Origin of the sequence: Hydrogenobacter hydrogenophilus (assembly GCF_900215655.1) — a bacterium.
Taxonomy (GTDB): domain Bacteria; phylum Aquificota; class Aquificia; order Aquificales; family Aquificaceae; genus Hydrogenobacter; species Hydrogenobacter hydrogenophilus.
Genome location: NZ_OBEN01000006.1, coordinates 21,692 through 45,848 on the forward strand (window position 1 = coordinate 21,692; position 24,157 = coordinate 45,848).

At 40.9% G+C, this 24,157-nt stretch carries 31 protein-coding genes and 1 CRISPR repeat array (1 of these 32 only partly in view); of the genes, 13 read left to right on the forward strand and 18 right to left on the reverse strand.

The genetic code is table 11. From position 1 onward, the window contains the following. Positions 1-84: a CRISPR direct-repeat array (repeat unit 29 nt) (it extends 692 nt beyond the left edge of the window). Positions 85-101: 17 nt separating this feature from the next. Together polX and selA are read left to right on the forward strand one after the other, a co-directional pair. Further along, the gene (gene polX / locus CP948_RS05750; protein WP_096602287.1) at positions 102-1,844 is read left to right on the forward strand and encodes a DNA polymerase/3'-5' exonuclease PolX; all 1,743 of its coding nucleotides are present in this window, start codon (positions 102-104) and stop codon (positions 1,842-1,844) included. A 3-nt stretch (positions 1,845-1,847) separates the two neighbouring features. Continuing rightward, the gene (gene selA / locus CP948_RS05755; protein ID WP_096602289.1) at positions 1,848-3,197 is read left to right on the forward strand and encodes an L-seryl-tRNA(Sec) selenium transferase; all 1,350 of its coding nucleotides are present in this window, start codon (positions 1,848-1,850) and stop codon (positions 3,195-3,197) included. Here selA and yihA read toward each other — a convergent pair. The 3 genes from yihA to CP948_RS05770 are packed head-to-tail and all read right to left on the reverse strand — an operon-like array spanning position 3,178 to position 5,221. Beyond that, on the reverse strand, positions 3,178-3,744 hold the full coding sequence (gene yihA / locus CP948_RS05760) for a ribosome biogenesis GTP-binding protein YihA/YsxC (RefSeq protein ID WP_096602291.1): 567 nt from the start codon (positions 3,742-3,744) through the stop codon (positions 3,178-3,180). The two genes, selA and yihA, sit on opposite strands and share 20 nt — an antisense overlap. Next, positions 3,741-4,970, reverse strand: coding sequence for a bifunctional folylpolyglutamate synthase/dihydrofolate synthase (locus CP948_RS05765; protein ID WP_096602293.1), 1,230 nt, complete (start codon positions 4,968-4,970; stop codon positions 3,741-3,743). Before CP948_RS05765 ends, yihA begins: the two co-directional genes overlap by 4 nt. Before the next feature lie 41 nt (positions 4,971-5,011). Beyond that, entirely contained in the window at positions 5,012-5,221 is a 210-nt protein-coding gene (locus CP948_RS05770; RefSeq protein WP_096602295.1) for a cold-shock protein, read from the reverse strand. 160 nt (positions 5,222-5,381) lie between these two features. Here CP948_RS05770 and CP948_RS05775 point away from each other — a divergent pair, with 160 nt between their 5' ends. Genes CP948_RS05775 through CP948_RS05800 form a run of 6 tightly spaced genes read left to right on the forward strand, consistent with a single transcriptional unit; the run spans position 5,382 to position 8,658 of the window. After that, positions 5,382-5,546, forward strand: coding sequence for a twin-arginine translocase TatA/TatE family subunit (locus tag CP948_RS05775; RefSeq protein ID WP_096602297.1), 165 nt, complete (start codon positions 5,382-5,384; stop codon positions 5,544-5,546). A 1-nt stretch (position 5,547) separates the two neighbouring features. Further along, positions 5,548-5,757: a twin-arginine translocase TatA/TatE family subunit gene (tatA, locus tag CP948_RS05780; protein WP_096602299.1), complete on the forward strand. Its 210-nt coding sequence runs from the start codon at positions 5,548-5,550 to the stop codon at positions 5,755-5,757. Between the two features lie 22 nt (positions 5,758-5,779). Continuing rightward, positions 5,780-6,055 (forward strand): twin-arginine translocase TatA/TatE family subunit, encoded by a 276-nt coding sequence (locus CP948_RS05785; protein WP_096602301.1) that lies wholly within the window; start codon positions 5,780-5,782, stop codon positions 6,053-6,055. Beyond that, positions 6,009-6,743, forward strand: a complete 735-nt coding sequence (gene tatC, locus CP948_RS05790; protein WP_096602303.1) for a twin-arginine translocase subunit TatC — start codon at positions 6,009-6,011, stop codon at positions 6,741-6,743. The genes CP948_RS05785 and tatC overlap by 47 nt, the downstream gene beginning before the upstream one ends. Next, positions 6,740-7,675 (forward strand): NAD-dependent epimerase/dehydratase family protein, encoded by a 936-nt coding sequence (locus CP948_RS05795; RefSeq protein WP_096602305.1) that lies wholly within the window; start codon positions 6,740-6,742, stop codon positions 7,673-7,675. The genes tatC and CP948_RS05795 overlap by 4 nt, the downstream gene beginning before the upstream one ends. A 35-nt stretch (positions 7,676-7,710) precedes the next feature. Further along, the gene (locus CP948_RS05800; RefSeq protein ID WP_096602307.1) at positions 7,711-8,658 is read left to right on the forward strand and encodes a dihydroorotate dehydrogenase; all 948 of its coding nucleotides are present in this window, start codon (positions 7,711-7,713) and stop codon (positions 8,656-8,658) included. Here the strand turns inward: CP948_RS05800 and CP948_RS05805 are convergent. The 5 genes from CP948_RS05805 to hfq all read right to left on the reverse strand — a co-directional run bounded on the left by CP948_RS05805 (position 8,633) and on the right by hfq (position 12,827). Next, a complete protein-coding gene (locus CP948_RS05805) occupies positions 8,633-9,844 on the reverse strand; it encodes an RNA-guided endonuclease InsQ/TnpB family protein (protein ID WP_143441272.1) in 1,212 nt (403 codons plus the stop codon). The genes CP948_RS05800 and CP948_RS05805 overlap by 26 nt on opposite strands. A 28-nt stretch (positions 9,845-9,872) precedes the next feature. Next, positions 9,873-10,124 (reverse strand): hypothetical protein, encoded by a 252-nt coding sequence (locus CP948_RS05810; RefSeq protein WP_096602311.1) that lies wholly within the window; start codon positions 10,122-10,124, stop codon positions 9,873-9,875. A gap of 80 nt (positions 10,125-10,204) precedes the next feature. Next, positions 10,205-11,503 carry an adenylosuccinate synthase gene (locus tag CP948_RS05815; RefSeq protein WP_096602314.1) on the reverse strand — a complete coding sequence of 433 codons (1,299 nt, stop codon included), beginning with the start codon at positions 11,501-11,503 and terminating at the stop codon, positions 10,205-10,207. Further along, on the reverse strand, positions 11,500-12,615 hold the full coding sequence (gene hflX / locus CP948_RS05820) for a GTPase HflX (protein ID WP_096602316.1): 1,116 nt from the start codon (positions 12,613-12,615) through the stop codon (positions 11,500-11,502). Before hflX ends, CP948_RS05815 begins: the two co-directional genes overlap by 4 nt. Beyond that, complete coding sequence (hfq, locus tag CP948_RS05825) at positions 12,615-12,827, reverse strand: RNA chaperone Hfq (RefSeq protein ID WP_096602318.1); 213 nt, start codon at positions 12,825-12,827, stop codon at positions 12,615-12,617. Before hfq ends, hflX begins: the two co-directional genes overlap by 1 nt. Positions 12,828-12,892: 65 nt before the next feature. Here hfq and hemB point away from each other — a divergent pair, with 65 nt between their 5' ends. From hemB to CP948_RS05840, 3 genes are read left to right on the forward strand one after another with little or no spacing between them, the layout of a single operon-like run. Beyond that, a complete protein-coding gene (gene hemB, locus CP948_RS05830; RefSeq protein WP_096602320.1) occupies positions 12,893-13,876 on the forward strand; it encodes a porphobilinogen synthase in 984 nt (327 codons plus the stop codon). Then, positions 13,873-15,177 (forward strand): tRNA (N6-isopentenyl adenosine(37)-C2)-methylthiotransferase MiaB, encoded by a 1,305-nt coding sequence (gene miaB / locus CP948_RS05835; RefSeq protein WP_096602322.1) that lies wholly within the window; start codon positions 13,873-13,875, stop codon positions 15,175-15,177. Before hemB ends, miaB begins: the two co-directional genes overlap by 4 nt. A 12-nt stretch (positions 15,178-15,189) precedes the next feature. Further along, on the forward strand, positions 15,190-15,672 hold the full coding sequence (locus tag CP948_RS05840) for a bifunctional nuclease family protein (RefSeq protein WP_096602324.1): 483 nt from the start codon (positions 15,190-15,192) through the stop codon (positions 15,670-15,672). Here the strand turns inward: CP948_RS05840 and CP948_RS05845 are convergent. The 6 genes from CP948_RS05845 to surE all read right to left on the reverse strand — a co-directional run bounded on the left by CP948_RS05845 (position 15,664) and on the right by surE (position 18,677). Then, positions 15,664-16,083 carry a hypothetical protein gene (locus tag CP948_RS05845; protein ID WP_096602326.1) on the reverse strand — a complete coding sequence of 140 codons (420 nt, stop codon included), beginning with the start codon at positions 16,081-16,083 and terminating at the stop codon, positions 15,664-15,666. The genes CP948_RS05840 and CP948_RS05845 overlap by 9 nt on opposite strands. Next, entirely contained in the window at positions 16,052-16,594 is a 543-nt protein-coding gene (locus tag CP948_RS05850; RefSeq protein WP_096602327.1) for a nuclease-related domain-containing protein, read from the reverse strand. The genes CP948_RS05845 and CP948_RS05850 overlap by 32 nt, the downstream gene beginning before the upstream one ends. A 6-nt stretch (positions 16,595-16,600) precedes the next feature. After that, positions 16,601-17,242, reverse strand: a complete 642-nt coding sequence (locus CP948_RS05855) for a site-2 protease family protein (protein WP_096602329.1) — start codon at positions 17,240-17,242, stop codon at positions 16,601-16,603. A 22-nt stretch (positions 17,243-17,264) separates the two neighbouring features. Beyond that, positions 17,265-17,624 carry a hypothetical protein gene (locus tag CP948_RS05860; RefSeq protein WP_180764097.1) on the reverse strand — a complete coding sequence of 120 codons (360 nt, stop codon included), beginning with the start codon at positions 17,622-17,624 and terminating at the stop codon, positions 17,265-17,267. A 65-nt stretch (positions 17,625-17,689) separates the two neighbouring features. Continuing rightward, positions 17,690-17,920: a DUF454 family protein gene (locus CP948_RS09050; protein WP_096602333.1), complete on the reverse strand. Its 231-nt coding sequence runs from the start codon at positions 17,918-17,920 to the stop codon at positions 17,690-17,692. A 4-nt stretch (positions 17,921-17,924) separates the two neighbouring features. Continuing rightward, a complete protein-coding gene (gene surE / locus CP948_RS05870; protein ID WP_096602335.1) occupies positions 17,925-18,677 on the reverse strand; it encodes a 5'/3'-nucleotidase SurE in 753 nt (250 codons plus the stop codon). A gap of 18 nt (positions 18,678-18,695) precedes the next feature. Between surE and CP948_RS05875 the strand changes: the two genes are divergently transcribed. Next, entirely contained in the window at positions 18,696-19,352 is a 657-nt protein-coding gene (locus tag CP948_RS05875) for an ATP-binding protein (protein WP_096602337.1), read from the forward strand. Here CP948_RS05875 and CP948_RS05880 read toward each other — a convergent pair. From CP948_RS05880 to CP948_RS05895, 4 genes are read right to left on the reverse strand one after another with little or no spacing between them, the layout of a single operon-like run. Further along, a complete protein-coding gene (locus CP948_RS05880; RefSeq protein WP_245810098.1) occupies positions 19,341-20,468 on the reverse strand; it encodes a tRNA (guanine(26)-N(2))-dimethyltransferase in 1,128 nt (375 codons plus the stop codon). The two genes, CP948_RS05875 and CP948_RS05880, sit on opposite strands and share 12 nt — an antisense overlap. Then, positions 20,456-20,812: an NADH-quinone oxidoreductase subunit A gene (locus CP948_RS05885; protein ID WP_096602339.1), complete on the reverse strand. Its 357-nt coding sequence runs from the start codon at positions 20,810-20,812 to the stop codon at positions 20,456-20,458. Before CP948_RS05885 ends, CP948_RS05880 begins: the two co-directional genes overlap by 13 nt. Position 20,813: 1 nt before the next feature. After that, entirely contained in the window at positions 20,814-22,199 is a 1,386-nt protein-coding gene (ftsY, locus tag CP948_RS05890) for a signal recognition particle-docking protein FtsY (protein ID WP_096602341.1), read from the reverse strand. Positions 22,200-22,214: 15 nt separating this feature from the next. After that, positions 22,215-22,472: a c-type cytochrome gene (locus CP948_RS05895; RefSeq protein WP_096602344.1), complete on the reverse strand. Its 258-nt coding sequence runs from the start codon at positions 22,470-22,472 to the stop codon at positions 22,215-22,217. Positions 22,473-22,563: 91 nt separating this feature from the next. On the opposite strand from CP948_RS05895, the gene serA reads away from it, so the two are divergent. Then, a complete protein-coding gene (gene serA / locus CP948_RS05900) occupies positions 22,564-24,156 on the forward strand; it encodes a phosphoglycerate dehydrogenase (protein WP_096602346.1) in 1,593 nt (530 codons plus the stop codon). Position 24,157 lies beyond the last annotated feature (1 nt).

A 24,157-nucleotide genomic window follows, 5' to 3' on the forward strand; every position in this document is an offset into this window, starting at 1 on the left:
GTGTGGAATTGAAAGTTTAATATCCTTATTGCTTGGTTCTTCCCAGTCAAAAACAGTTTCTAATGTACCGTGTGGAATTGAAAGGTATTAAATTTAATGCTATGAGTAAGAATAAAGAGATAGCACGGATTTTTGAAAAGATGGCTGATATTCTTGAATTTCTTGGTGATAATCCCTATAGGATAGCTACATACAGACGGGTTGCTAACATTCTTTCGGAGCTTAATGTAGATGTTGAGGAACTTGTAAAAAGCGGAAAGATATACAACATACCCGGCATAGGACAGTCAAGCGTAGAAAAGATACTGGAATATCTCAAAAAGGGAAAAATATCTAAATACGAAGAGTTAAAGGCTAAAGTACCAGAAGACCTTCTTGAACTTATGGATGTTCCAAACATAGGACCGAAGACTCTAAGGTTAGCTTACGAAAAGCTTGGGATAAGAAGTAAAGATGACTTTTTAAGAGCGGTGCGTAGTGGTATGTTAGCTACGCTACCAGGTTTTGGTGAGAAGAAGCTTCAGAACATAATGAGAGGTATAGAGTTGTGGGAAAAAAGTAAAGAAAGAATGACCTTAATAGAAGCCTTTGAGATAGGTCAGGAATATCTTGACTACATGAAGCATCTAGAAAATCTTATAGAAAAAATCGAGCTTGCTGGAAGTCTGAGAAGAAGAAAAGAAACAGTTGGGGATATAGACATACTCGTGTCTGCACCACGCCAAAATTGGGTCAAAATACACGAACATTTTGTAAGCTTTAATGGTGTTAAGGATGTGCTTTTAAAAGGGGAAACCAAGTCAAGCGTGGTGTTAGAAAATGCAAGGCAAGTAGATTTGAGAACTGTTGAACCCCATCAGTGGGGGGCTGCACTCCAGTACTTTACTGGTTCAAAAGAACACAACATAAGGGTTAGAGACATAGCTAAAGCAAAAGGCCTGAAACTCAGCGAGTATGGAGTGTTCAAAGCGGATACAGACCAATGGATAGGAGGAAGTAGCGAAGAGGAAGTTTACGCACTACTGGGTATGCAAACACCACCTCCCGAAATAAGGGAAAACGCAGGAGAGATAGAATTAGCTCTTGAAGGAAAATTACCTAAACTCGTATCCTTTCAAGATATAAAAGGAGACTTTCACATACACACTAACTGGAGCGATGGTATAGGAACTTTAGAGGAAATGATTGAAACTGCTTACCGAATGGGTTATGAGTATGTGGTTGTAGGTGATCACTCCCTCTCTTCAAGGGTAGCAAAAGGACTCGATGTGGAAAGATACAGACAGCAGTGGAAAGAGATAGATAGGCTGCAGAAAGAATACTCTTCTAAGGGTTTTTACATTCTCAAAGGTTGTGAGGTGGACATACTTCCTGACGGAAGCCTTGACCTTCCTGATAGTGTACTTGCAGAGTTTGATTTTGTAGTAGCATCTATACACACAAGGTTTTCTCAGGATAACACCTACAGGATATTAAAAGCTATAGAGAATCCTTATGTGAATCTCATAGGGCATCCAACTGGTAAGTCTTACGGTTCAAGGCAGGGCTACCCTTTGGACATGGAAAAGATTATAAAGCTTGCAAGGGATACCGGCACTGCACTGGAGCTAAACACATTCAGAGCAGACCTCTCACCTGAACATGTGCGCATGTGTATGGCAGAAGGCGTCTATATAGCCATAGTAACAGATGCACACGCACCAGCTCACCTAAAATACATGCATTTAGGTGTAGGGTTGGCAAGGAGAGGGTGGGCACTGCCAGAGCTCGTCCTTAACACTAAGGACATAAAAGGTGTTAAGGAATTTGTGCTCAAAAAGAGAAAGCTGTTAGCTGTTGTCTAAAAGATGAGAGAAGAACTGCTTAGGTCTTTACCTCAAGTATCAAAACTGATAGAGCATTATAAAGATAGATATCCTGAAGTCTATGTCAAACAAGCGGTAAAAGATACTCTTGATCAAATACGTAAGGAAATAAAAGAGGGAAAAAGAAGTACGCTAACAGACCTTTATGAATTTTTAGAAGAAAGTGTACGCAAAAAGGCTCAGACTAAGCTAAGGAGGGTTATAAACGCAACAGGCGTGGTTATAAATACAAACTTGGGAAGATCTCCTTTAGCTGAAGAAGTGGCTGAGTTTGTAAGCTACATAGCAAAAGGTTATTCCAACCTGGAGTATGACCTTGATGAGGGCAGAAGGGGTTCAAGGTATAAGCTTGTGGAGGAATACCTTATACAACTAACTGGCTGTGAATCTGCCTTTGTGGTAAATAATAACGCAAGCGCAGTTTTCTTAGTGCTCAACACACATGCCAGTGGTAAAGAGGTAATAGTGTCAAGGGGGGAGCTGGTAGAGATAGGCGGAAGCTTTCGCATACCTGACATAATGAGAGCAAGCGGTGCAAGGCTGATAGAAGTAGGAACTACTAACAAAACACGATTGAAAGACTACGAAATAGCTATAACGGAAAACACCGCTCTTATTATGAAAGTACACAGAAGCAACTTTTATATGGAAGGTTTTGTGGAAGATGTGAAAGTGGAAGATCTTTTAAAGCTATCCTTACCCGTTTATTACGATACAGGAAGTGGACTTCTTTTGGATCTGAAGACCTTAGGAATAAACTCAGAAGAGCCAGACCTAAAAAGCTGTGTGGAAAAAGGCATACACCTAATATCCGCAAGCGGAGATAAACTTTTAGGAGGTCCCCAAGCTGGCATCATCTTAGGCAAGAAGCATCTTGTAGAACCCATAAAGAGAAATCCCCTAAGCAGAATAGTCAGGATAGATAAAATGACGCTGGCGGGACTTGAGATGACCTTAAGACTCTATATGGAAGAGAGGTGGCAGGAAATCCCCATCTTGAGAATGTTATCTTACAAACCATCTTATCTAAGAAGGCGCGCCAAAAAGCTCTATAACTTGATAAAAGAAAAAGTTCCTGAGCTGGAACTTGGGATCGTCAAAGACACATCTAAGTGTGGTGGAGGCTCCCTTCCAGAGCTAACCTTACAAACTTACTGCGTATCTATAAAACACGAAAAACTTTCTGCTCAAGAACTTTCAAGAAGACTTAGAAACCTTGACACACCCCTCATAGGCAGGATAAAGGAAAACACTTTGCTTCTTGATGTGAGAACCATACTGGACGAGGAACTAAAGCTCATACCTGACATTATCAGGAAAGCTCTGCTTTAGCTTCCATAATCACCTTTAGAAGTTCCTTTTTACCTCTGCCTTCTTTGGCTGATGTAATTATAACTTTTTGCACACCAATTCTTTTTAGCTCTTTCAGACTTTTTGAGAGCTCCCTTTGATCTGCTTTGTCGCTTTTTGTAAGCACCGCTAAGTGATTTATTCCTTTGTGCCTCAACCACTCTATCATTAATCTGTCAAGCTCCGTAGGTCCCACTTTGCTGTCTATTAGCACGAACACACACTTTATATTATTTTTTCTTTCTGTGAAATACCTTTCCATAAGCTCTTTCCAACTTTCTCTTTCTTCTTTTGAAACTTTTGCAAAACCGTATCCCGGCACATCAACGAGCTTTATGTAGTCTTCTAATAGAAAAACATTTATAGCCCTTGTTCTACCTGGCTCTTTGCCCACTTTTGCGATGGGTTTTCCCACCAGCATGTTTATGAGGGAGGACTTGCCCACATTGGATCTTCCTACAAATACCACCTCCTTTATGTTATCTTGTGGAAGATCTTTAACGTAAGAGCCTAAAAACTCAACTTTCATAGTTTCCTCGCATTTTCTAAAGCGGATTTTACTTCCCCCACCAAGTAAAGGGAGCCTATCACAAGAAGGTCCTCCTCTATGTAAGGCACCTCTTCAGAAGAGGAAAGAGACACAACTTCTTTGAAGCCTACCTCTTTTGCGTGCTTTTCAAGATGCTCAAGCTTTTCTCCTCTGTGGTGTTTAATTTGAACCAGATATATGCGTTCAGAAAGCTCCCTGAGAAAGGACATACTCTCTTGCCACTCTTTTTCCCTCAAACCCGTAAATACAGGGGTTATACTGCCTATATACTTCTTTACCTCTCTAACAACCTTCTTTATGCTATCTGTGTTGTGCGCACCGTCAAGGATAAGGAGTGGGTCATCTCTCACTATCTCCATTCTTCCTTCCCAATAGGTATTCTTTAAAGCCTCTTTTAGTGTGTCGGTATTGAGCCTTATAAGACTGCCTGCGGCGGTTATGGCTAAACTGGCGTTTCCTATCTGCCATCTACCCCACAGTCCCAAAGGTGCCTCTCTAATGCGCAGTTCTTCCCACACATACTCCTCAAGGACCGTTTTTTCTCTGCTTACTCTTCCGTAAGAGAAAAAGTCCAAGCCTCCTACTATTAGATCCCTGTGATCGCACATTTCCAAAGCTTTAGTATACAGAGGAAACTTCATGCTTCCAAGGATTAGAGAAACACCCTTTCTGTAAATGCCGAGCTTTTCTATAGCCCTGCTTTCCACATCTGCACCTAGCCATTTGGTGTGATCCCGTTCCACATTGGTGATTATACACACAGAGGGATTGCACACCTTTGTTGCATCCCACCTTCCCCCCATGCCTACTTCAAAAACCGCTACATCTACCCTTTCGTCTTTAAAGTATTCAAGGGCTATCAAAGTACAGGCTTCAAAGTAAGTAAGCTCAAATCTTTCAAATACGCTTTTTAATTCTTTTACATAATACTCCAATTTTGTAGAAGGCATTTTTTGACCGTTTATTCTCCATCTTTCCTCTTCTTCCACTAAGTGTGGAGATACAAACCAGCCCGTTTTGTATCCGTGATGCCTGAGTATGCTTTCTAAGAAGGCACATGTAGAACCTTTACCGTTAGTCCCTCCTACCTGAAAGGATACATAAGGCAGACTCTCTAACCCAAGAAACTTCACTGCTTTTTGGATGCGATCAAGAGTAGGAACTATACGATAATCCCTACCTCTGTAAAGGTCATACAGAAGCATAAAGAAATAATATAAGCCCCCCAAAAAGGGGGAGCATGGGATCAACTTAGAAGTCTTACATTCTTTGCTCTTGGTCCTTTACTGTCCTCCTCTATTTCAAACTCTACTCTCTGCCCTTGTTCTAAGGTTTTGAAACCCCTCTGTTGTATGGCAGAAAAATGGACAAAAACGTCCCCTTGGTTATCATCACGGGTTATGAAACCATAACCCTTCTCCTTACTAAACCACTTTACAGTACCTTTGAGTGCCATGGAACTAAAAACCTCCTTAAAACTAAATTTACGGAGCTTAAAGTAGCGAAGGTAAGGCGCCCTCCCTTACGCGTACCTAAACTCCTACATATAATGATAATTCTTAGGCTTGTTTTTGTCAAGCCTAAGGATATAATAAAAGAGATAGGAGGTAATGGTAATGCATTTTCCTTTGCCTTGGCAACTTATACTTATACTTTTGGTGGTCTTTGTAATATTTGGAGCAAGTAGGCTACCTGAACTCGGAAAAGGTCTTGGAGAAGGTATAAGAAACTTCAAAAAGGCTCTTTCTGGAGAGACGCAAGACCAAAAGGAAGGAGGTTAATATGTTTCACACACCTACTCTGCCAGAACTTTTGGTGATCCTTGCCATCATCTTCCTCCTTTTTGGAGCGTCTCGCCTTCCAGAAGCTGGCAAAGCGCTTGGAGAAGGCATAAGAAACTTCAAAAAGGCACTTTCTGGAGAGACAGAGGAAGAAAAGAAAGTCAAAGAGGTAAAAGCTGAAGAAGTAGATAAAGAAGAGAAAAAAGCCTGAGCTTTTGAATTAAACTATAACTATGGAACTTCAAATAGCACTAATACTTCTTATAGCCTTTATTTTTTTAGGACCAGAAAAGATGATGGAGCTTGCTATTAAGCTGGGAGACCTTCTCAGGAAGGTAAGGGAGACTTGGGATGAACTAAGATATCAGATGTATCTGGAAAGTATAAACAAAAAGGTACTTGAGGAACAGAACGAAGAAATTCAAGAGGTGAAAGAAGATGGAACCGCAGGAACTTCCCAAGATGCCCCTGACGGAACATCTGAGGGAACTAAGAAGCAGACTGATTAAGTCTATCATTGCCCTGCTGGTGGGTGTAGCGGTATCTTTTTACTTTGCGAGTTATATTTTTGAAATTCTAAAAGAACCTGTCAAAAAGTCTTACCCAAAGGTAGAGCTCATCACATTATCACCTACAGAACCTTTGTTTATACTACTTAAGATATCCTTTGTGTTTGGTTTCATATTGGCTTCTCCGATAGTACTTTATCAAATATGGAAGTTTGTAGAGCCTGCACTCTACCCTAATGAGAAAAGACTCATAATTCCTATAACGCTCTTTTCTATAGTGCTCTTCCTTTTGGGTGGCAGTTTTGCTTATTTTGCCGTGCTTCCTATAGCTCTAAAGTTTCTCATAGGTATAGGCTTTTCCCAGCTTCAAGCTACCCCTTTTCTTTCAGTAGATATGTACGTTTCCTTTCTGCTGAAGATGATAATAGGCTTTGGCTTGGCTTTTGAGATGCCCATAATACTTTATCTTCTACAGAGAGCTGGATTGGTCACAGAAGAGCAGTTAAAAAGCTTTAGAAAGTATTTTATAGTAATAGCTTTTACCATAGGTGCTTTGATAGCTCCGGATGTTACCACACAGGTACTTATGGCTATTCCTCTTCTTTTGCTCTACGAAATTTCCATATTACTGGGAAAATTAGCTAAGAGAAAGAACAAAACTACAGCTATAGAGGTGGCAGGGGAATGAGAGTGTTAATAACAGGCAGTACGGGCTTTGTGGGAAGATACATAGTGGAAAACCTGCTAAATGAAGGTTATGAAATAGCATCTCCCGTTAGGAATGTGGATAAGTTAAAGAACCTTTATGGGGAAAGGGTCAAAGCTTACAAAGTAAATTTTGAGGACATACCATCTATAAAGTATGCCTTTGAAGACTTTAAACCAGACTATCTTATACACCTTATAGGTATCCTTTACCAAGAACCAAGCAAAGGCATCACCTTTTACAAAGTTCATTATCTTTACTCAAAAAACCTTTATCAAGTAGCTAAGGAGTATGGTGTAAAGAAAGTCCTTCACATGAGTACTTTAGGCACACATCCCGATGCGCCCTCTTCTTATCATAAGACTAAATACATGGCTGAGCAAGAACTTATAAATACTGGACTTGACTACACCATATTCAGACCTTCCATCATACTTGGACCCCAGCAGAGGCTCTTTTTTGATATGTGGAAGATAACACGCTACTTGCCTGTTATTGCGCTTCCCGGAGGAGGTTCTTACCTATTTCAGCCTGTAGATGTGAGAGACTTAGCTTGCTGTTTTTCACAAGCTCTAAAAGACGAGCAAACTACTAGAAAGATTTACGAAGTGTGTGGTGATAAAAGGGTGAGCTTTAAAGAGCTGTTAGAGGATATATTTTCTTACTGGAATAGGAAAGTCGTGTTGGTGCCTGTCCCGAAAGCTTTGATGTACATAGGCGGACTCATAGCGGAAAAGGTACTTGAGCCTCCACCCTTTAGCTCAGACCAGGTATTAATGATGTGGAGGGACAATGTGTGCGGTCTTGACACAGATGTAGAGAGCCAAGCGGTGCAGAAGCTGTGCGGTAAAGAACCCATTCCCTACGAAGAGAGCCTCAGATGGAGCTTAGAAGGGTTTAAAAAGTTGTTATGAGAGCGAAGCTTTACATTGCAGGAGGTCTCATATAAATGTATGACCTTTCCATCACTCTTTTTGGGATAACCTTTAAAAACCCCGTTTGGACTGCGAGCGGGACCTTTGGCTACGGAATTGAAGCAATGGAGCTATATGACATATCTAAGTTGGGTGCGGTGGTCACTAAGGGTATATCTTTAAAACCCAGAGAAGGTAATCCTCCGGAGAGGATCGCAGAGACACCTTGTGGAATGTTAAACTCCATAGGACTTCAGAATCCTGGCGTGGAGGGGTTTTTGAAAAAGATATATCCAAAAATAAAGCATGTGGATACGCACTTTATAGCCAATGTTTTTGGAGAAACAGAGGAAGAGTATTTAGAGGTGTGTCTTGCCTTAGAATCTGCGGAAAAGATAGTGGCTTACGAGCTTAATGTTTCCTGTCCTAATGTGAAAAAGGGAGGATTGCTTTTTGGACACGATCTTGTGGTTCTTGGAAGGCTTGTGGAAAAAATAAAAGCAAAAGTGAAAAAACCTCTGATTGTAAAGCTATCTCCAAATACAGGCAGTATAAAAGAATTTGCTAAGGTTTGTATAGATGCAGGTGCGGACGGCTTGGTTCTAATAAACACTCTGCTGGGAATGAAGATAGATGTAAAGTCCCAGAAACCCGATCTTTCAACCTTTACAGGCGGGCTATCTGGTCCTGCCATACTGCCAATTGCGGTAAGAATGGTTTGGGAAGTTTTTTCTGAGTTTGGAAATACTGTCCCTATTGTAGGTGTAGGTGGCATCCACGATACTGATTCCGCACTACAACATATTTTGGCAGGTGCCAGTGCTGTACAAGTGGGAACTGCAAACTTTTCAGACCCTCTGTGCCCTCTGAGGATAATAGAAGGCATAAAAAGCTACATGGAAGAAAGGAAAGAAAGTTCCTTTAAAAACCTGATAGGTAAGGCTCACAGAGTACCCCTTAGCATGGACAAATATCTCCTTTAAGGTTATTTATCCACACCTCGGGTTTGGAACTATCACCCAGAACCTTTTTAAAGTATGGGTTCTGAGTGAGTAAGCTCCGTGCCTTACCCCTGAGGCACTTAAACCTCTCAGAAGACAGGTTTTGTAAGAACCTCTCCACCTGCCATCTGAGGGCTTGCTCCATACGGCGTAAATGCAAGCTCCCAAGGAAGCGTTCCCTGAGATTTCTGCTTGCATTCACATCCGCATGGAGTTTGATGCCACAGCACTTACACTCAAATGTGTCTCTATCCTTTCTGTTTTCTCTATCTACATACCCACACTGACAGCATGCTTGAGAACTGTAAGCCTGATTTACCTCTACTACTCTTATGCCATACTCTTCTTGTAGTTCCCTTAGCTTCTTTCTTATCTCTCCAAGTCCAAACCTGATTAAAACTCTCTTGACGCTCTTAGGAAAGTTATTGATAACCTCATTGAGAAACCCATTTAGGTTTTCTATCACTATCACCTCTGGACTGTAAAGCTTTATTATCCTGTTTAATAGCCTCCTTATTTCACTTTTGACAAAAGCACTAAGTCTTTCCTGTAGTCTCCTGTATCGCTTACTCTCTTTTGGCTTTATTCCCTGCCTTTGTAAGTTCCTCTGCAATTTGTCTATCTTCTCTGCATACTCTTTTACCTTCTGATAAAAACTCCTTCCAAAAAGGTCTCCTCTGTCTGTGGCAAAAAGTGAGTTCATGCCAAAGTCCAGTGCTACTACTCCATGCCTTTGCATTTCTCTTTGATGCACCTCTTTCACAAGCCTTAATTTTAGCTCTCCATCTTCCTCAACTATCTGAACTACTGGTGTTAGAACACCTTCTCTTTGATGAAAGTAGTCATGAAGATTAATAGGTATCCATACTGGTTTTCCTTTCTCAAGAGTGGATATCTTTACCCACAGGTCATATGATCTTGCTTTTGTTGGTCTTTCTATCAAAGCACATTTGCTATCCAAAATGAGAGTGTTTTTTCTAAAGCTTGGCTTTTTGTATTTGCTAAGTAGGTGTTTGAAAATCTTTCTTGCCAACAATCTCTCATATTCAGTTATTTCAAGTTCCTGATCTTTCCACTTGGCGGTTTGGCTTTTCACACAAAATATCTCCTGCCTGCTTGCAAGGTAAAGCAAAACTTTCTTTGTCTTCTCTTCAAGTGTGGAATTCAACACAATATCCACAAAACTGTTTAAAAGGTTAGACACAAAGCTTTCTAAGGTAGGCACTACTAAGTGATACTGGGATGGTGTATTTGTACCTCTCTGAAAGCTTGCTTTGTATGTGCTTTATGTTTGCTTTTCTGTTGAAAGAGCCAGTCCTGAAAAAGACCTGCCATTGATAGTGTTCTATGGCTTGGGCGGTCTGTTTAGCGGGTTTGAAGAGAGCCTTTATCTTTTCAACCTTTCCTTTGTTTGCGTAGTGTTTGACTTCAATGGCTCTGTAGGGCAAGGAGTTCCTCCTTTAGTTTTTTTTAGCATATTAAGAGTATATTTGTCAAGAAATTATAGGACTAATCATAAAGACTTAAACTAAACCCTCACTTCTTGTAAGAAAGGCTTTATCCACAGGTACTCATCTCTTTCTGGTCCTGTAGAGAGCATAACTACAGGCACACCCGTGTATGTCTCTATAAAGTTTATGTAATCTTTGGCTCTTTCTGGTAGGTCTTCCGGTCGTTTCGCTCCCTTTGTGTCTTTTAACCATCCTTTGAAGGTCTTATATACGGGTCTTACTTTTTCAAGAACGCTAAGGCTTGCAGGAAAGTGTTCCATATACCTGCCTTCGTACTCATATCCTACACAAACCTTTATTTCTTCAAAAGTATCAAGCACATCAAGTTTTGTAAGTATCAGACCATCAAGGCTATTTATATCTACCGCATACTTTAAGGCTACAAGATCAAGCCACCCACACCTCCTTGGCCTTCCCGTAGTAGAACCATACTCTTTACCTCTGTTTCTAAGATTTTCTCCTTCTTCGTTAAAAAGCTCCGTAGGAAAAGGACCTTCTCCTACTCTAGTGGTGTATGCTTTTGATACCCCAAGGAAGAAGGTATCGGTAAAAAACTTAGGTGATAGTCCAGTACCGTTGGGAAGACCAAGAGCAGATGCGTTGGAGGATGTTACATAGGGGTAAGTGCCCATGTCCACATCTAACATGGTGCCTTGCGCACCTTCAAAGAGCATCCCTTTGTCTGCATTTTGCATAAGAAACCTAGATACATCAATTACACAATCTTTTATAAACTCGTAATAGTTAAGGGTTTCCTCATAAACCTTGTCTATGTCAATGGAGTGGTTCTCACAGTATATTTTTTCACATATGTCCTTTACAAACTCCCAGTCCTCTCTTATAAGTTTGTAGAGCCTATTCTTGTCTTCAAGGTCGCACACCCTTATACCTTTTCTGCCGTATTTAAACATGTAAGAAGGACCTATTCCCCTAAGGGTTGTCCCTATCTTACTTTTTCTTTCCAAAAGAGCGTCAAGAAGCTTGTGATAAGGCATAACAAGGTGCGCACGATCGCTTACCAGCAGTCTCTCTCTTACGCTGATCCCTCTGGCTTCTAAATGCTCTATCTCCCCTTTGAGAAGTTCTAAATCCAACACCATGCCCTGTGCGACTATGCCTGTTGTGTGGTGATGAAGCATCCCGGTGGGTAAAAGATGAAGTATAAATTTTTCTCCTCCTACGACTACCGTGTGTCCTGCGTTGCTACCACCTTGATACCTTATAACTATCTGGTAGTTGCTTGAAAGGAGGTCCACCACTTTGCCCTTACCTTCATCTCCCCACTGGGCACCCAAAAGCAGAAGGTCCTTTTTCATCTTCCTACCTCTGTAAGTTCTTCTGCGGTTTGCCTTATAACATCTGTAAGCTTTCTCAAGCCCCAGCCCTTTTTGACAGAGATCACCACGCTCTTTTCACTTAGAAAGGCTGGTTCTGTAAGAAGCTCCGTGTCTTCTTCTTTCTCTACCACTTTGTCCGCTTTATTGAAAACATATATAGTTGGCTTTTCATCTACACCAAGTTCTGATAGTACCTTTTTGACCACCTTAACTTTTTCCAGCCACTTCCTGTCAGATATGTCCACCACATGAAGCAGTATGTCTGATTCTTGTAGCTCTTCCAATGTGGCTTTAAAGGATTCTATAAGCTCATGAGGAAGGTCCCTTATAAAACCCACGGTGTCTGTTATGAGAAGTCTTATATCCTGTGAAAGGTTCATACCAGAAGTTTTTGTGTCCAATGTAGCAAAAGGCATATCTGCTACAAAAGTTTCTTTTCCGGTGAGTGCCTGCATAAGACTGGATTTACCTACATTGGTGTAGCCAACGAGTGCTACCTTTATTAGCTTTTTGTCTGCACTTAATCTTTCTCTGCTCTTTCTTTGCTCCTTTCTCTGTCTCTTTACCTCTTCCAGCTCTTCTTTTATCTGCTGTATTCTCCTCTTTATCCACCTTTTGCGCACCTCTGCCTCTTGCTCACCTGGACCCCTTGTTCCCACACCACCTCCAAGCCTTGAAAGTTCTTTACCTTTACCGTAAAGTCTTGGAAGTTCAAGCTCCAACCTTGCTAACTCTACCTGAAGCTTAGCGGTCTTACTTCTCACCCTTCTTGAGAATATCTCAAGCACAAGGTCTGCCTTATCAAGAACTTTTACTTTCAGCGCACCTTCAAGGTGGTGTATTTGAGATGGGCTCAGAAAACCATTAAAAACTACTGTATCCGCACTTATACCCTCCAGAATCTCCCGTATCTCCTCTACTTTCCCAGCTCCTATGTAAAAGCGCCCATCGGGAGAAGTTCTTTTTTGCACCACATACCCAAGCACTTTTCCATCCACTGCTTTGACTAACTCTTTGAGCTCCTCCAAGGATTCCCTTAGGTCTTCCTTTTTCTGATTTGGAAAGGCAAGGCTTACAAGTAGTGCTCTCATTAAGCTCCTTGAACTATGGTACTTATGGCATGCTTGTATATTAGGTTAGGTTGACCCTCTACTTCAAGTAGTATGGTGTACTTGTCATGGTCTAAGACTCTTCCCGTTATTCTGTTTCCTCTGGTTAGAAAGACGGTTATTGTGGCACCCTTTCTCTTAAATTCCTCTATCAGTTCATCCTGAATGCTATTGTTCTTTTCCGTTGGGTACATACCTTACCTCCACTATTAATTATAGAATAATTTTCTTTGAGTGCAACGGGTTATATTAAATATTTATGGAGTTTCCACTACTCAGAGCCAGAAGGCTTAGGAATAAGGAAGGGATAAGGCGTTTAGTAAGAGAGACTAAGTTAGACCTTAGCGACCTTATATGCCCTGTGTTTGTGCATTACAGAGAAGGTATAAAGGAAGAGATACCATCCATGCCGGGTGTTTTCAGGTATAGCCTTGACAAGTTAATAGATGAGGTAAAAGAGATAAGAGATCTCGGCATTCCTGCCATTATACTCTTTGGTATTCCGGAACACAAAGATCATGTAGGCTCAGACACTTGGAACGACGAAGGTATTATCCAAAAAGCCTTGAGGCTTATAAAGAAAGAAGTTCCCGACATTTATGTAATTACAGATGTTTGCTTTTGTGAGTATACTACGCACGGACACTGCGGTGTGGTGATAAATGGTGATGTGGACAACGACCTTACCCTTGAAAATCTCAAAAAACAGGTGGTTTCTCATGCTATGAACGGTGCGGATATGGTTGCTCCTTCGGGTATGATGGATGGCATGGTAAAGGCTATAAGGACTGCCTTGGACGAAGCGGGTTTCCACCATATACCCATAATGGCTTATTCTGCTAAGTTCGCTTCTGCTTTTTATGGACCTTTTAGAGATGCTGCTGAATCAGCACCTGCCTTTGGTGATAGGAGAACTTACCAGATGGATCCAGCAAATGCGAGGGAAGCTTTAAAAGAAGTGCTCTTAGATGTGGAAGAAGGTGCAGACATAATAATGGTAAAACCTGCTCTTTCTTACCTTGATGTAATTTACCGTGTGAAAGAAATTACCCTTCTGCCTGTGTGTGCATACAATGTTAGCGGTGAGTACTCTATGATAAAAGCGGCAGGAAGGCTCGGATGGATAGATGAAAAGAGAGTCATCTGGGAAGTGCTCACTTCTATAAAGCGTGCGGGTGCTGATATGATAATAACTTACTTTGCAAAGGAAGTAGCCAAAATTATAAACAGAGGTGAGATATGAAGTACTATATAAAAACTTTTGGATGTCAGATGAACTTTAACGACAGTGAGAGGATAAAGGGATTACTGCGTACCCTTGGATATCAAGAGGCAGAAAGCTGGCAGGAGGCAGACCTCATCCTTATAAACACATGCACCATAAGGGAAAAGCCAGACCAAAAGGTATTTTCTCATTTGGGTGAGTACAGGAAGATAAAAGAAGAAAACCCTAAGGCTCTTATAGGCGTGTGTGGATGTTTGGCTCAGAGGATGGGTTATCAGCTCGTCCAAAAAGCTCCTGTAGTAGACATTATGTTTTCCAGCTTTAATATACACCAGCTACCAGAACTCATACAGCGTGCTCAAGCAGGCTATAAAGCCATAGCCATACTAGAAGAGCCACCCCAAGATGAGGACAAGCTTTGGGAGTATCCCACCGTAAGAGATAACCCTTACTGTGCTTACGTTACCGTTATGAAGGGCTGTGATAAAAACTGCACTTACTGTGTAGTGCCAAAAACCAGAGGAAGACAGAGATCAAGAAGCATAGAGAGCATACTAAAAGAGGTAAAACAGTTAGTGGCAGAAGGTGTAAAAGAGATACACCTGCTGGGACAAAACGTTACCGCATGGGGTCAAGACATAGGAAGTCACTTTTCGGAACTTCTCTACAGAGTTGCGGAGGTTGATGGAGTGGAAAGAATAAGATTCACTACAGGACATCCCAAAGACCTTGACGAAAAGATAGTAAAAGCCATGGCGGAGATACCTCAAGTGTGTGAACACATACACCTTCCCTTCCAGGCAGGATCTGACAGAATACTCAAGCTCATGGACAGAGGCTACACTAAGCAAGAGTATCTTGAAAAGATAGAGATGTTAAAAGAGTATGTAAAAGGGATCACTTTTTCCACTGATGTGATAGTAGGTTTTCCAACGGAAACAGAGGAAGATTTTGAGGAGACCCTTGACTTGCTGAAAAAAGTAAAATTTGAACAGGTTTTTTCCTTTAAGTATTCCCCAAGGCCAGATACACCTGCTTATTCCATGCAAGATCAGGTTCCAGATGAGATAAAGACAGAAAGAATGCAAAGGCTTTTGGAACTGCAAAAAAGCATACTTGGAGAAATAGCCAAATCCTACGAAGGAACTCTTCAGGAACTGCTCGTTGAAAGCGTAGAGGACGGAAATAAATTTATAGGAAGAACCAGAACTAACAGGTGGGCAAGTGTGAAAAGCAGAGAAAACCTGCTTGGAAGAGTGGTAAAGGTAAAAGTAATTAGGTCTCACCCCTTTAGTATGGAGTGTGAGCTTTTAAATTAGGAGGTAAGTGTTATGATAGAGATGGTAGTGCACGGCGTTACTTTAGACCCTGTGTCTCAGATGCCTATAGTGGTGCTCAGAGCAAAGGACAATGAGGAGCTACTTCTTCCCATATGGATAGGTATTTTTGAAGCAGACAGTATAGTAAGAGAGCTACAAAAGGTAGAACCTCCAAGACCCATGACCTATGAACTTCTCAAAAGTATAATCCAGCAGATGGGAGGTACTGTAGAAAAAGTTGTGATAACTGACTTGCGCGACAGTACATACTACGCGGAAATATACATAGTTCACGGCACTAACACGCTTGTAGTGGATTCAAGGCCAAGTGATGCCATAAACATAGCTCTGAGGTTTGAAGCTCCCATATATGTGGAACCAGAAGTTCTCGAAAAATCAAAAGTTCCTAAACCAGAGGAAGATGAAGAAAAACAGCAGTTAAGAGAGTGGCTTGAGAACATAAAACCTGAGGACTTTGAAAAAGGTTTAAGCTGAAAGTGCCCTTTTCAAACAGGAATACATCACATCTACAGATGGCGTTCCCACATCCACTATTGGTTCTACCATCTTGAGCTCACCAAACTTCCTTAGATGTTCAAGAAGTATTTTATAAATCTTTGTGAGTCCTTCCTCAAAGCTAATACCTTCGTCAAATACATAAAGGTCCAGGTCCTCTCTGTAATGAAGAACCTTATCGTTAATGGGTATATCTGTACCTATGGCATAGGCGTAGGCTGACTTTATGGCGGTTTCTTGCGGAAGGTACTCTTTGGCGTAGCACTCCATATCTACATCTTTGAGCTTCTCATCCTTAGGGACTGCAACTACATAGAGAGCCCCTTCTTCCTTTAAAGTTCCATCTTGATAGTGAGCCCTAAGCTGTATGTAATAAACCCAAGATCTCATGACAAAGCTCCTTTATAGATATTATCTTTAAGTCCTTATAATAAAAGCTCTTACCTGTTGTGTTGATAACGAATGCCCTTATGCGCTTATCAGGGTAAATTTCTTTCATCTCTTGTATCTGCCTTTGTATTTGATTGTAAGTATTCTCAAGCCTTTTGCCCTTTAGCTTACCTGCCTTGACCTCAAGTATTAGGATTTGATCTTCACCTAAGATAAGAAAATCAATGTTGCCATATGTTATCTTCATATCGCTTATAAGCAAGGCACTTGGAGGAAGGCATGCTCTTAGGATCTGCTCAACTTGTTCTTCCACCTTTCTCCCAATTCTGTAGTTTTCTGACCTTCTACGGTAGCTCAAAGATCCTAGAAACATAACTGTACTTAGGCTTGCACCTAACATGAAGGGTATCAAATCTGCAAAAGACATCATCAAAGGAAGAGGAGAAAGTGCTCCCATTGATATGGAAATTAACTTTAACTTCAATTCATTCCACCTTAGGTAAAGCCTCATATACCCTTATCCTCCCATGAATAAGTTATACAGAAAAAGTATAGGAGGATACATGATCCTACCCAGCACTCCTGTAAACAAAAGTAGCGTCAAGATAAGAAACCCATACATCTCAAACCTGTAAAAAGTCTCCCAGTATTTGATAGAAAAGAAACTCATAAGCGCCCTTGAACCGTCAAGTGGGGGTATGGGTATAGCGTTGAAAACAGCCAGAATGACATTTATCAATACTGATTTGGCAAAAAATATGGCTAAAGGCAGAATGGTTTTCTGCCCCAAAAAGTCCAAATACCCAGCATCTATGAGTCTGTAAAGAAAACCAAAGATGAGAGCAAGCATTAAGTTCATTCCTATACCAGCAATGGAAACAAAGAAGGTACCTATCTTGAGGTCTCTAAACCTCAGTGGATTTATGGGTACGGGCTTAGCCCAACCAAAAAGGATGGGAGAACCAATCAGGATAAACATAGCAGGTAATATGAGTGTGCCAAAGGGGTCTATGTGAGGTATAGGTTTTAAGGTTAAGCGCCCAGCCTCTTTAGCAGTAGGATCTCCCATTCTGTAAGCCATCCAACCGTGTGCGTACTCATGAAGTATAACCGCCACCATAATAGCAGGTATGGTTATTACCGCTTCCCTTAAGTCCATTTCCCTGATTATAGCATTAAACTCAAGGTTTCACAACGGCAAAATATACGATTAGCAAGGATATCACTAAGAGAGGTAAAGCTACTAAATAATTAAAAAGGTCATACCTCCTGTAAGCTTTTAGCTTGTCTTGAGACTTAGGTATGTATATATTAACAAACCAAAAATTGAGCACCTCAAGAGGCAGGATCACTCCAAACACTAAGGGAAGCTTGTAGTTAAGCCAAATTATATCAAACTTATAGCGTAGTAAGTGTAGCATGTAAAGACCAGAAAAAATAGCTAGAACAAAGCCAGCTATTTCAAGATTAGTCATCCAACGATAGAAGTTTCTGAGTATGTGCTGATTGCAACCAGTTTCTTTTCTCGTTGAATAGATCATGAAAAGTCCCAATGAAGAAGAAGCGCTTATCCAAATAAAAATTCCCAAAAGATGAAAAAACTTTGTTATCGGGTAGTCCATCGCTTTGCGTACCTTACACTCTTTTTAATCTGATTATATATTGCTTTACCTGCAAAAGGAATGCGTTTTAACTTCACAATTTCGCGTTTTGAGACCTTTGCGAGAAGAATTGCGCTAAGAATATAAAAAGGTACAGTAGGAAGTAAAGGTAGAAAAATCCCTATCGTTCCAATGATGAGGAAAAATATACCAATTAACTTTAAAAGCTTTTTCATATTTTTACAATTTCCAGCTACTTTTTAACTCTTCCAAGGCTCTGTAGTTGGTCATATCTAATTGTAGTGGGGTTATGGAAACATACCCGTGATAAACCGCCCAGTAGTCCGTACCTTCCTCAAGCATCCACCCAAACTGCTCTGCGGTAATCCAGTATATGGGTTTACCCTGAGGGTCTGATAGTTTCAAAACCTTTTCCTTATAGCTTCTTCTACCTTGTTTGGTTATAAGAAAACCCTTTATCTCTTCTCTCCTGAGATTGGGTATGTTCACATTCAGATAAGCATCTTCTGGCATGCCTTCTTCTAAGGCTTTTATTACTACTTGCTTGGCAACATCTGCTACCTGCGTGAAGTCTATATCTTCTCTACCAAATACAGAAAAGGCTATGGAAGGTATACCCAGTATTCTACCCTCCATAGCTCCGGAAACAGTTCCCGAGTAAGTGATATCTTCACCTAAATTGGGACCATCGTTTATACCTGAGCAAACCATATGGGGTTTTTTACCTTCCAGTATAAGGTAGTAGCCAAAGTGTATGCAGTCTGCTGGTGTCCCACCTATTACAGTCCAAAAGTCTTCTTCTATCCTCCTTATTCTCAAAGGGGAGTTGAAAGTCAAAGAATGTCCTACACCACTTAAGTTCCTATCTGGAGCTACACATACAACCCTTCCTATTTGCTTAAGTGCAGACCTGAGAGCTCTTATGCCTTCTGAGAAATAACCATCATCATTAGTAAGCAAAAAGGTAAACATGCAGTTATATTTTAAGATATGGCAGAAGATTGTCCTGCGTGTGGTGGAACAGGTTTTGTGGACAAAGGACACAGTGTAGAGCTGTGCTCGTGTAGGTTTCAAAGTGTAGATATAGCCAAGTACCTGCATATACCCCCAAGGTTCTCGGCTGTAGAATTTGAAAACTATGTTCCCATCTCACCTTCTCAATCTCAAGCTTTGAAAACATGCATATCCTATGCTTACAGTTTTGAACCAACGGAAGGCAAGGGATTGACTCTTTTGGGCCCTCCTCATATGGGGAAAACACACCTTGCGGTGTGTGTGTTAAAAACCGTCTACAGAAACAAAAGGATAAGGGGACTTTTCTTTGATACCAAAGATATGCTTTTTAAGCTAAAGAGCGTTATGGAAGATAACGGAAGGTATACAAAGTTTATGAACTTATTGCTCAGGATTCCTTTGTTGGTGCTTGACGACCTTGGTTCTGAGCGCCTCTCCGATTGGCAGAGAGAGATGATCACACACATCATCTCTTACAGGTATAACTATATGAAAAGTACCATCATAACTACCAACTACGCCCTTAGAAAGCTTGATGAGAAGGAAGTGGCAAAAACTATAGAAGATAGACTTTCTGAAGCTGTAGTTTCTAAAATCTACCAGATGAACACTACACTCTACCTACTGCCGTAAAGATAAGGAGCCTAATCTTTTTAGTAATTCGCTGTGGCTCAATGTGGTCCTAAAACCTTCTCCTGTGAAGTGAGTTCTAACTCCTTCTATCAAAGGCAAAAACTTTTCCAAGTTTGGGAAACTGCCTATCCTAAGCTTCTCCCCTATAGCGGATAGCGTATAAAAGCCAACGGTCTGTTTGGTGGCTTCTTGCTGTACTTTACTAAGAAGTTTAATGGTTTCTTTACTCAAGATTAATCTATCCTTTGGCTTTTGCATGCCTGTGATAAGCTCTTCATTCCAGAGCTTACCTATCCAAAGAGGCCCAGCATAGAGAAGCTCATTACCACATATGGGACAAATGTTTATCATGCCCTCACACTTCAAAGCTTTACGGTATAAACACTTAGAACAGTAAACTATGTATCCTATGTCTCTCATAAGCTGGTCTGCCCTTCTTGCGCCTATATCCTTTCTTAAAAAAACCTTAAAGTGGTGTCTGTAAGAGTAGCAAAACACAGGCGTTAAGGCGCAGTCTAACTTAGCCCCTTCTTCTACAACTTTTTTTATGAGTATTCTTATACCCACTTCGTGGTAAAACTCTGCTTCAAGCAAGGGTTTGGAGCCGTATCTTCTAATGCAAGTAGTAGGATATGTGCCAGAAAGCACTGCGGTGTCAGTAGCAGAAACTCCCAGCAATCCACCCCTTTTCACGGACAGGATGGCACTCTCTAAGAAATCTACGGGTGAACCAAAAGGGTCTATATCTACGTAATCAAAACCTCTTAACTTTCTGAGTAATAAACTTGCATCCTCTGAGTATATCTCCACCTTACTTTCATCCACACAGTTAATTTTTATAAGTCTCTTAAACTCCTCCACAGCCATTGGGTTTATGTCATTGTATATGACTTTTTTAGCTCCTGCTTCAAGTAAAAACCTTATGCCCCTTATACCGCTTGCACCCATAGGATCACAGATGATGGCACCTTCTCCTACAGATGCTAAGACTACGAGTAAGCTCATGTCCCTATTTATTACCATATGGGGATTATAAAAGACGGGCATACGAGAGGATACGATTGAGGGAATCTGGATGTGAAGCCTTGCTTTCCCCTCTTGTATCACATCTGCCACTTTAGTGCACCTTTCCTCCACGCGTACACAAAGCCTAAGGCAAGTATGAAGATAAACATAAGAGCTTCTACAAGTCCGTAAAACCCTATCTCTTTAAACACTACAGCCCAGGGAAAGAGAAAGGCCGCTTCTATATCAAAGAGTATAAGAAGAAGTCCCAAGAGGTAATAGCCTTGTTTGAAAGTACCACGAGCCTCTGGATCGTAGAGGGGAACACCACACTCATAAGGGTAGTCTTCCATACTTTCTTTTTTCTTAGGACCCAAAAGGTCGTTAAGGAAGGCAAAGGCAAAACCCACCGCTAAAGCTATTAGGAAAAAGATTAAAATACCCAAATACTCCATACTACACCTCCACAGACAGTAATTCTTCTACGAAAAGCTTTGCGTCAAAAGGTTGAAGGTCATCTATACCTTCACCCACACCTAAAAGCTTGACCGGAAGTTTTAGCTCCTGACATATGGGTATTATTGCTCCACCTTTGGCAGTCCCATCAAGCTTTGTAAGGACTATGCCCGTTATATTCAGAGCTTCCTTAAAAACCTTAGCCTGTGCTATGGAGTTCTGTCCTATTGTAGCATCTAAAACGAGTAAGGTTTCCGTAGGTTCCTCAGGGTAGAATTTATTTATTACAGACTTTATCTTTCTTAGTTCTCTTATGAGAGGCTCTTTGGTGTGAAGCCTTCCTGCAGTATCTATAAGTAGTAGATCGTAGTTATTCGCTTGACTCATGGCTTTGTATACCACCGAAGCTGGGTCTGCGCCTTCTTCCCCTTTTACTATATGTGCACCGCTCCTTTCTGCCCACACCTCAAGCTGTTCCACAGCGGCAGACCTAAAAGTGTCCGCTGCACATAAAAGTACCCTTTTGCCTTCCGAAGAGAACCTGTAGGCTAACTTTCCTATGGTAGTAGTCTTACCTGAACCGTTCACACCCAAGAAAAGGTAAACATTGGGTCTTCCTTCGTTAAACCTTATACTCCCTTCACAGTTGGAAAGCAATAGTAAAAACTTTTCTTTAAGGATATCCCTTAGACCATCAGATTCTTTTATGTTCCTTTTTATGGCTTCTTTTCTGAGTTCTTCAACTAAGTTTATGGCCGTTTTTGCCCCTACATCTGCCCTTATGAGGGTCTCTTCTAACTCTTCAAAAAGCTCATCGTCCACTTTTCTGCCTCTTAGTATGATGCCAAAAAGTGCCTTCTCCTTAGTCTTGTGTAAACCTTTCCTTATTTTATCAAGTAGGCTTTCCTTCTCCTGTGCTATAAGTCCCATCTCTTGCTTTATTTTGTTTATGACCTTTTCCAAATTTTCTTTTTCGTAAGGGGGTGAGAGCTTCATAGCCCTTTCAAAAACTTTTAGAGCGTCTTCTTTGTTGCCCATCTTGTAGAGGAGATTTCCTGCACTTCTTAGACTTTCAAAACTTCCTATTTTCAGGTACTCTTCTATGGCTTTTTGATTCTCACCTACCTTTTCGTATATGAGAGCTCTCTCTTGAGCGTTTCCTAAGCTTTTATCGTAATGCTCTATAAGCTGGTAAGCGTAGTAGTATTTGCCTTCTTGCATATAAAGGTCGTAAAGTAAGCGCAAAAGCTGGGGATCATCTTTGAATCTTTCAAGGATCTCTATGGCTTTTTCTTTTTTGCCCTGCTGTATAAGTCTAAGTATAGCGTTTTTATCGCCTTTCTCTGCTAACTTTTCTTCCTGAGATCTTCTCCAAAAGAAAGCCATGGGATAGTTATTTTATCACTTTTCCTCACCTGCTAACCACTTGCTTACTATTTCTATTTCCATATCCGACAGATTCCTACCCCAAGGACATTGCTTGGCAAGAACCATAACCGCATCAGCCCTACCTTTGTATTCTTTCTTCAGGTAAGATAGAGGTTTTTTTGAACCTTCTTGGTGACACCTAAGACAGTTGTTCTCAAAGATCATCTTTCCTTCTGAAACTGCAAAAGAAAAGTTTATAAGTGTCAAAAGGTATAAAAGAAAAAACTTCATGGTAAGCACCTCCTTATTTATTTATAATTCCACACTCCCAGAAAAGGAAGAGATTTTTGCTATAATTATAAACCTTTAAGGAGGTTGGTATATGTTTAGGCTACTCATTACAGACCCCATATCGGAGAAGGGTATTGAACTACTGAGTAGAGAACCAGACATACAGGTGGACAATCAGCCAGACATATCTTACGATGAGTTATTGCAAGTAGTTGAACATTATGATGCCATTATAACAAGAAGTAGAACACCTGTAACAGCAGAGCTTATAGACAGAGCTAAAAATCTCAAAGTTATAGGGAGGGCAGGTGTAGGTGTTGACAATGTGGATATAGAGAGAGCATCTCTTAGAGGTATACTTGTAGTGAACACTCCCGGAGCTAACACCATAGGAGCTACAGAGCTGACCATAAATCACATGCTTAGTGTTATGAGAAATGCTCATATGGCTCATCAATCCATAATTGACGGTAGATGGGACAGGAAAAAGTTTATGGGTAGGGAGCTTTATGGAAAAACCTTAGGTATCATAGGTTTAGGTAATATAGGTTCTCAGGTAGCCATAAGGGCTAAGGCTTTTGGTATGAAAGTTATGGCTTATGACCCTTACATACCCAAAGAGAAGGCAGATAGATTGGGGGTAAAACTTATGGATAATCTTCATGAGATGTTAAAGCAAATAGATGTGCTTACTATACATGCGCCTCTTACGCATGAAACGAGAAACATGATAACAAAAAAAGAATTTGAGCTGATGAAGGACGGTGTTGTGCTTATAAACTGTGCAAGGGGAGGTATTGTCAACGAAGAGGATCTACTTTGGGCTTTGGAAGTGGGAAAGCTTTCCGGTGTAGGGCTTGATGTGTTTTCCAAAGAACCACCTCCCATAGAGTTTGTGGAAAAACTCAAAAAGTTTCCCAATGTGTCTCTTAGCCCTCATATAGGTGCCAACACGTATGAGTCCCAAGAAAATGTGGCGGTTATAGTTGCCCAGCAAGTTATAAAGGCCTTAAGGGGTATGACTGTTGAGTATGTAGTGAATGCACCCTTTCCAGATCTATCGGTTCTAACCCTTATAAAACCTCACCTTGACCTTGCAGAAAAAATGGGTAAGTTTATAGTCCAATGGGTAGAAGAAGGTATAAGGGAAGTGCATGTAGAAGTAAGAGGGGATATAGCACAGCACTTTCATCCCATATCCTCTGCAGTTTTGATGGGTATACTTAGGCAAGTGGTGGACTTTCCGGTAAACATAATAAATGCGAGCTATGTAGCGAAGGACAGGGGCATAAAAGTAGAAGAGGTCATGTCAGAAGATGTAGAGGACTTTAAACATTATATAAAGGTGGTGGTAAGGTCTAACGGTTCTGAAAGAATTGTTGCAGGATCTGTTCTTGAAGGATACATACCCAGAATATTCCGCATAGACAACTATAGAGTAGACATAGAACCAGAGGGAATAATGCTTATCTTTGAAAACAAAGATGTGCCAGGAGTTATAGGTAAGGTAGGTTCTATCTTGGGTAAAGCTGGTGTAAACATAGCGGGATTTAGGCTTGGAAGAGAAAAGAGAGGTGGAATAGCTCTTGGCATACTAAATCTTGACGATCCTGTTCCCGAAGATGTGCTTTTGGAACTTTCAAAGCTTCCAGAGGTACTTTTTGTAAAGCAAGTCATTGTGTGAT